The organism is Catenulispora yoronensis, from assembly GCF_039531695.1.
In the GTDB taxonomy this organism is placed as follows: domain Bacteria; phylum Actinomycetota; class Actinomycetes; order Streptomycetales; family Catenulisporaceae; genus Catenulispora; species Catenulispora yoronensis.
Map to the genome: position 1 here is coordinate 67,769 of NZ_BAAAQN010000062.1, position 7,076 is coordinate 74,844.

Genomic DNA, 7,076 nt, shown 5'->3' on the forward strand with positions numbered 1-7,076 from the left:
GCGGTTCAGCCGCGGGTGCGGACGTCCACGATCAGCCGCGGGTGCGGACGTCCACGAACGGCGGCTTCACGACCGTGAACGCCGCCGACTTGCCGCGCACATCCAGGTACACGGTGTCGCCCTCGGTGTGGTCGCGGTCCAGCAGCGCCAGGCCGATGCCCTCGCGCAGGCTCGGGGAGAACGTGCCCGAGGTCACCTCGCCGATCTGCTTGCCGTCGGCGTCGGTCACCACCATGTGCGCGCGGGGGATCGCCCGGTCGACCGCCTTGATGCCGCGCAGCAGCCGCTTGGCGCCGGCCTCGCGCTCGGCCAGCAGCACGTCGCGGCCCCAGAACGCGGGCTTCTTCCAGCCCACGGCCCAGCCGACGCGCGCCATGTTCGGGGTGATGTCCAGGGACAGGTCCTGGCCGTGCAGCGGGTAGCCCATCTCGGTGCGCAGGGTGTCGCGGGCGCCGAGGCCGCAGGGGCGGATCTCGAACTCCTCGCCGGCCGCCAGCAGCGCGTCCCACAGCGCCTCGGTCTTGTCCCACAGCGGGACCAGCTCGTAGCCGTGCTCGCCGGTGTATCCGGTGCGGCAGACGATGACCGGGGTGCCCTCGAAGTCGGCGAGCGCGAACGACATGTAGTCGTGCTCGGTGGGCATCCCGAGCTTGGCCAACACCTCGGCGGACTTCGGGCCCTGCACGGCCAGCACGCCGTAGCCCCGGTGCTGGTTCTCGACCGTGACGCCCTCGGGCGCGGCGGTCTGGAGCCGGCGCACGACCTCGGCGGTGTTGGCCGCGTTCGGGATCAGGAAGACGTCGTCGGGGCCGTTCAGGTAGGCGATGAGGTCGTCGACCACCCCGCCGGTGGCCTCGTCGCAGCACAGCGTGTACTGGGCCTGGCCCTGGTCGATCCGGGCCAGGTCGTTGGCCAGCACCGAGTTCACGAACGCCGCCGCCCCGGGGCCGGTGACCGCGGCCTTGCCGAGGTGGCTCACGTCGAACACGCCCACGGACGACCGCACCGCGGCGTGCTCCTTGAGGACGCCTCCGGTCCCGCTGTACTCGATGGGCATGTCCCAGCCGCCGAAGTCGGCCATCTTCGCGCCGAGCGCGACGTGGCGGGCATGCAGGGGCGAAGTCGACAAGTCCGTGGTCACATGCCGAGACGATACCCGAGGTCGGGCGGGCCCCGGCGGGGCGCGGCTCGGCGGAGCGGGGCAAGAGCGCGTCAAGGCCCGGTCACGCCCGCCGGCCGCCGACCGCGCCGCCGTCCGCCGCCCCATGGGTCGCCGACCTGCCGGTGGGGAATACAGTCGCCTAAAGTAACGATGTTCCGGGTAACGGCCGTCCGACCGCACAGGGCAAGGGCGACCCCCTTTCCCTGCGCTCCCCTAGATGTCCTAGCGAGAACTGGATCAACGATGACCTCGATCTCCCTGACCGCCGCCGCGACCGGCAAGGCGGACGCCGTCGTAGTCGGCGTGTACGCGACCGAGACCGCCAAGGGGGCCAAGGGCGTGGCCCTGGCCCCCGGTGCCGAGGCCGTGGACGCCGCGTACGGCGGCTCCCTGCGCAAGGCGCTCGACCTGCTCGGCGCGTCCGGGTCGGAGGGCGAGCTGACCAAGCTGCCGGCGCAGGGCGACGTCAAGGCGCCGCTGATCATCGCGGTCGGCCTCGGCAAGGCCCCCGGCAAGGACGAGGAGCCGGCCCTGGACCCGCTGCGCCGTTCCGCCGCCGTCGCCGCGCGCTCGCTGAGCGGCAAGGCCAAGGCGGTGTTCGCGCTGCCGGCCGCCGACGCCGAGCAGGCCGGCGCGGTCGCCGCCGGCGTGCTCCTGGGCGCCTACGCCTACCAGGGCATCAAGGCCCCGAAGAAGGACGCCAAGGGCCCGCTGGCCGAGGCCGTGCTGGCCACCGGGGCCGCCAAGCAGGCGGCGGTGAAGCAGGCCGTGGAGCGGGCCGGCACCGTGGCCGGCGCCGTGAACCTGGCTCGCGACCTGATCAACACCCCGCCGTCGCACCTGTACCCGAAGACCTTCGCCGAGCGGGTGCAGGCCGAGGTGAAGGACGCCGGGCTGGCCGCGCTGACCGTCGAGGTGCTGGACGAGAAGGCGCTGGCCAAGGGCGGCTACGGCGGCATCATGGGCATCGGCCAGGGCTCGGCCAAGCCGCCGCGCCTGGTCCGCCTGGCCTACCGGCACCCGAAGGCCAAGAAGCACCTGGGCCTGGTCGGCAAGGGCATCACGTTCGACACCGGCGGCATCTCGCTGAAGCCGTCGAACGCGATGGACACCATGAAGTCGGACATGAGCGGCGCGGCCGCGGTGTTCACCGCCACCCTGGCGCTGGCCAAGGCGGAGGTGCCGGTCAACGTCACCGCCTACATGTCGCTGGCCGAGAACATGCCCGGCGGCGGCGCGGTGAAGGTCTCCGACGTCATCACCATGTACGGCGGCAAGACCGTCGAGATCATGAACACCGACGCCGAGGGCCGCGTGGTCATGGCCGACGCGCTGGTCCGCGCCAGCGAGGACGCCCCGGACGTGCTGCTGGACGTGGCGACCCTGACCGGCGCCCAGGTGCTGGCCCTGGACCGGCTGTCCGCGGTGATGGGCAACGACGACGAGCTGCGGACCCGGATCGTCGCGACCGCGAAGGCGGCCGGCGAGGACATGTGGCCGATGCCGCTGCCGGAGTACCTGCGCGAGACCATCGACACCCAGACCGCGGACCTGTCCAACATGGGCTCCCGGATGGGCGGCATGCTGGTCGCCGGCCTGTTCCTGCGCGAGTTCGTCGGCGCCGGCATCCCGTGGGCGCACCTGGACATCGCCGGGGCCTCGTTCAACGAGAAGGGCGCCTACGGCGACACGCCGAAGGGCGGCACCGGCGCCGCGGTGCGGACGCTGGTGAAGCTGGGCGAGGACCTGGCCGCGGAGAAGTAGCACCGGCCGCGAGCGCGGACGAAGCACAGACGAGCACGGATCGGCGCAAGACACGGATCGGCGCGCGGCGCTGACCCGAAGCGGTCATCTCCCCCACCCGGAGGTGACCGCTTCGGCGTTCGCGGGTACCGGTCCGGCATGACCGCCGACGACGCGCCGCCGCACCCCACCCACGACCCGCACGAGGGCCTGGGCGCGCGCCTGAACTGGCTGCGCGCCGGCGTCCTGGGCGCGAACGACGGCATCGTGTCCACCGCCGGCCTGGTGGTCGGCGTCGCCGGGGCCACCGACACCAAGTCCACCCTGCTGGCCTCCGGCATCGCCGGCCTGCTCGCCGGCTCGCTGTCGATGGCCTCGGGCGAATACGTGTCGGTGTCCACCCAGCGCGACACCGAGCGCGCGGCGCTGGCCCTGGAGCGCAAGGAACTCGCCGAGACCCCGGAGGCGGAGTTCGAGGAACTGGTCGGCCTCTACCGGCGGGAAGGGCTGTCGGCGACGACGGCCCGCCGCGTGGCCGAGGAGCTGACCGCCGCCGACGCCCTGGCCGCCCACGCCAAGACCGAGCTCGGCATCAACCCCGAGGAACTGGCGAACCCGTGGAGCGCGGCGCTGGCCAGCTTCGTCGCCTTCAGCGTCGGCGCGCTCCTGCCGCTGCTGGCGATCGTGCTGCCGCCGCAGGACTGGCGGGTACCGGTGACGGTGGTCAGCGTGCTGCTGGCGCTGGTGGTGACCGGCTATGTCAGCGCACGGCTGGGCCGGGCCACGCCGGGGCGGGCGATCCTGCGCAACGTGGCCGGCGGGGCGCTGGCGATGGGAATCACCTATGTGGTCGGGACGTTCATCGGAAACGTGGATTAGCAGAGCTCTGCAACGAGGTATCCTGCCGCCCGAACATCATCGGGGAGGGCGGGTTCGATGAAGCGGACGACGGGGTGGGTGGCGGCAGCCTGCGCGGGAATGGTGCTGGCCGGGTGCTCCAGCACGCCGGCCGGCGGCAAGGCACCGGGGACCGCCCCGACGAGCACGGCCAAAGCTGACGCCAGCACGTTCGTCGCGAGCGGGATCTCCTCGCCGGCGGTCGGCGTGCCGCCGGTGACCGTCCGGACCTCGCTGCCGTCGGGGGTGCCCGAGAAGTCGAACTGCTCCGTGCCGGTCACGGTCTGCTCGCCGATGGTCCCGGTCTCGTCGAGGACCAGGGTCTTCGCCGCCACGACGGCGCCGGGCGCGGCGGCGAGCGCCGAGGCGCCGGCGGAGGCGCTGGCGGCGCTGCTGTCCTCCGGCGTCCTGCGGCCGGACTCCGTGCCGGGCCCCGGAGGCACCTTCCACTACACCGGGACGCTGGACCGGGAATCGATGAAGACGGCCAAATACTCCCCTGAGCAGAGCGACCGCATCATGAGCAGGATCCGGCTGAAGGCCACCTCGGACAAGATCGAGATCTGGCTGGCGCCGAACGGCCTGCCCACCGAGCTCAAGTTCACCGAAAGCGAGGACGCCGGCCTCGGCGGGATCCCTGCCGGCGGCGACGTCCACCTGACCTGGAACAAGCCGCTCACGCTCACCGCGCCGGCGAGTTCGGACGTGGCGAGCCTGGCGGACGTCAACGGCCTCTTCGCCAAGGGGCAGGGGTAGCGGTCGCGGCCGGCTGCGCACCTTCGAGCCCTGCGGCGCCACGGATAAGGCCTATGAGAACATTCACTGACAAAGGGAACAACTCCGGGCGAACAACCGCCCTGACGCGCTCAGCCCCCGTCCAGCCGCCGCTTGTCCTCCTCGGCCCGCCGCCGCGTCCACTCGCGCATCCGCTGCGGGTACCCCACCACCCCCGCGTCGTAGGCCGGCACTCCCAACGCCCGCGCCAGGGCGTGCGCCTGCTGCGGGCTCCGCACCCGCCTGCGTGTCCACTCACCGGACGCGGCGACGAAGACCACTGTGGTGTCGGTCACAGCGGTGCGCGGCTCTATGAACGCCTCCACCCCGGGGCGGCTTCTGGCGAAGTCGCTCAAGTGCGCCTCGGCCGCGGCCAGCTCCTCAGTGGATCTCCTGCTGGGCGGCGGCGGGGTGGGTCCCGGCGCCGGGACCGGTGTGGCGGACCGGCGGCGGCGGAACAAGGGCATATCCCCTCCCGGAAGATCATCGCTCCCTCGGGCCGGGCCGGAGGGCTCGGCACGAACCGGGCCCGCACGCGGACTAGACTGGCGTTCCGGTCGCGGATGCGCTACCCGCGGCCATGTCCGTCCGTGCGCTGACCCTTCTACAGCAGTGTGTCAGTGCGGGGCGGGCCCGGAACGCGGTTTTTCAATTGGATACAGCGCAATTGGATACAGCGCGCCCCTGGCGACAATCGGATACAGCGCGACAGGCAGCGAGAAGAGGAACGCACGTGGCAGGCGACAACCAGTTCGACTTGGTCATCCTCGGCGGCGGCTCGGGCGGCTACGCCTGCGCCTTCCGGGCGGCGGACCTCGGCATGCGCGTGGCGCTGATCGAGAAGGCCGAGGTGGGCGGGACCTGTCTGCACCGCGGCTGCATCCCCACCAAGGCACTGCTGCACGCCGGCGAGGTCGCCGACAACACCCGGGAGGCGGCGCAGTTCGGCGTCGCGGCCACCTTCCAGGGCATCGACATGGCCGCCGTCAACGCGTACAAGGACGGCGTGGTCGGCCAGCTCTACAAGGGCCTGCAGGGCATTGTGAAGGCGCGCAAGATCGAGTACATCGCCGGCGAGGGCCGCCTGGTGTCCTCGAACACCGTGCAGGTGAACGGCCAGAACGTGACCGGCGCGAACGTGGTGCTGGCCACCGGCTCGGTGCCCAAGTCGCTGCCCGGCCTGACCATCGACGGCAACCGGATCATCTCCAGCGACCACGCGCTGAAGCTGGACTACGTCCCGGCCTCGGCGATCATCCTGGGCGGCGGCGTCATCGGCTGCGAGTTCGCCTCGGTGTGGAAGTCCTTCGGCACCGACGTCACCATCATCGAGGGCCTGCCGCACCTGGTGCCGCTGGAGGACGAGAACTCCTCCAAGCTGCTGGAGCGGGCCTTCCGCCGCCGCGGCATCAAGTACGAGCTCGGCAACTTCTTCTCGGGCATGGAGTACACCGAGAACGGCGTGCGCGCCTCGATCGCCAACGGCAAGACCGTCGAGGCCGACCTGATGCTGGTCGCCGTCGGCCGCGGCCCGGTCTCGGCCGGCCTGGGCTACGAGGAGGCCGGGATCGCGCTGGACCGCGGCTACGTCAAGGTGGACCAGTACTGCCGCACCTCGGTCCCCGGCGTCTACGCGGTCGGCGACCTGATCCCGACCCTGCAGCTGGCGCACGTCGGCTTCGCCGAGGGCATCCTGGTCGCCGAGCACATCGCCGGCCTGAACCCGGCCCCGATCGACTACGACGGCGTGCCCCGGGTCACCTACTCGCACCCCGAGGTCGCCTCGGTGGGCCTGAGCGAGGCCCAGGCCAAGGCCAAGTACGGCGACGCCGGCGTGAAGACCTTCAACTACGACCTGGCCGGCAACGGCAAGTCCAAGATCCTGAAGACCTCGGGCCAGGTGAAGGTGGTCCAGCAGGTCGACGGCCCGGTGCTGGGCGTCCACATGGTGGGCGACCGGATGGGTGAACTCGTCGGCGAGGCGCAGCTGATCTTCAACTGGGAGGCGCTCCCGCAGGAGGTCGCCCAGCTCGTGCACGCGCACCCGTCGCAGACCGAGGCCCTCGGCGAGGCCATGATGGCCCTGGCCGGCAAGCCGCTGCACGTCCACGACTGATAAGCCTGCTGTATGCACACCGCAGGACATGGCCTGCGGAACCCCTGAGAATTCTGCACGGAATGTTCTGCGAAGGAGATAGAGAGCGCTCATGTCGGTCTCAGTAGTTCTGCCCGCGATGGGTGAGTCGGTCACCGAGGCCACCATCACCCGCTGGCTGAAGAAGGAAGGCGACCGGGTCGAGGTCGACGAGCCGCTGCTCGAAGTCTCCACCGACAAGGTCGACACCGAGATCCCGTCGCCGGCCGCCGGGTTCCTGGTGTCGATCAAGGTCGGCGAGGACGAGACGGTGGAGGTCGGCGCGGAGCTGGCGGTCATCGGCGACACCGCGGACGCCGCTCCGGCGGCCCCGCAGGCCGCGGCCCCGGCCCCGCAGGCCGCCCC

7 protein-coding genes are annotated in these 7,076 nt (G+C 71.7%); 5 read left to right on the top strand and 2 right to left on the bottom strand.

Features of this window, described 5'->3' with window-relative positions:
• Nucleotides 1-31: 31 nt before the first annotated feature.
• Nucleotides 32-1,141, bottom strand: coding sequence for a glycine cleavage system aminomethyltransferase GcvT (gene gcvT, locus ABD481_RS37090; protein WP_344670539.1), 1,110 nt, complete (start codon nt 1,139-1,141; stop codon nt 32-34).
• A 264-nt stretch (nt 1,142-1,405) separates the two neighbouring features.
• Between gcvT and ABD481_RS37095 the strand changes: the two genes are divergently transcribed.
• The 3 genes from ABD481_RS37095 (at nt 1,406) to ABD481_RS37105 (ending at nt 4,558) form a co-directional block, all read left to right on the top strand.
• Nucleotides 1,406-2,926 (top strand): leucyl aminopeptidase, encoded by a 1,521-nt coding sequence (locus ABD481_RS37095; protein WP_344670540.1) that lies wholly within the window; start codon nt 1,406-1,408, stop codon nt 2,924-2,926.
• A gap of 138 nt (nt 2,927-3,064) precedes the next feature.
• On the top strand, nt 3,065-3,784 hold the full coding sequence (locus tag ABD481_RS37100; RefSeq protein ID WP_344670541.1) for a VIT1/CCC1 transporter family protein: 720 nt from the start codon (nt 3,065-3,067) through the stop codon (nt 3,782-3,784).
• Between the two features lie 57 nt (nt 3,785-3,841).
• Nucleotides 3,842-4,558 carry a hypothetical protein gene (locus tag ABD481_RS37105; protein ID WP_344670542.1) on the top strand — a complete coding sequence of 239 codons (717 nt, stop codon included), beginning with the start codon at nt 3,842-3,844 and terminating at the stop codon, nt 4,556-4,558.
• A 110-nt stretch (nt 4,559-4,668) separates the two neighbouring features.
• Here ABD481_RS37105 and ABD481_RS37110 read toward each other — a convergent pair whose 3' ends face one another.
• On the bottom strand, nt 4,669-5,043 hold the full coding sequence (locus tag ABD481_RS37110; protein ID WP_344670543.1) for a hypothetical protein: 375 nt from the start codon (nt 5,041-5,043) through the stop codon (nt 4,669-4,671).
• Nucleotides 5,044-5,309: 266 nt separating this feature from the next.
• On the opposite strand from ABD481_RS37110, the gene lpdA reads away from it, so the two are divergent.
• Nucleotides 5,310-6,692, top strand: a complete 1,383-nt coding sequence (lpdA, locus tag ABD481_RS37115; RefSeq protein WP_344670544.1) for a dihydrolipoyl dehydrogenase — start codon at nt 5,310-5,312, stop codon at nt 6,690-6,692.
• Nucleotides 6,693-6,783: 91 nt separating this feature from the next.
• The coding region (locus ABD481_RS37120) for a biotin/lipoyl-containing protein (protein WP_344670545.1) at nt 6,784-7,076 on the top strand (293 nt) is incomplete at its 3' end.

What these genes read in the sequence shown, in the direction of transcription:
- ABD481_RS37095 (WP_344670540.1), top strand. Translation starts at nt 1,406, where the DNA reads ATGACCTCGATCTCCCTGACCGCCGCCGCGACCGGCAAGGCGGACGCC.
- ABD481_RS37100 (WP_344670541.1), top strand. Translation starts at nt 3,065, where the DNA reads ATGACCGCCGACGACGCGCCGCCGCACCCCACCCACGACCCGCACGAG.
- ABD481_RS37105 (WP_344670542.1), top strand. Translation starts at nt 3,842, where the DNA reads ATGAAGCGGACGACGGGGTGGGTGGCGGCAGCCTGCGCGGGAATGGTG.
- ABD481_RS37110 (WP_344670543.1), bottom strand. Translation starts at nt 5,043, where the DNA reads ATGCCCTTGTTCCGCCGCCGCCGGTCCGCCACACCGGTCCCGGCGCCG.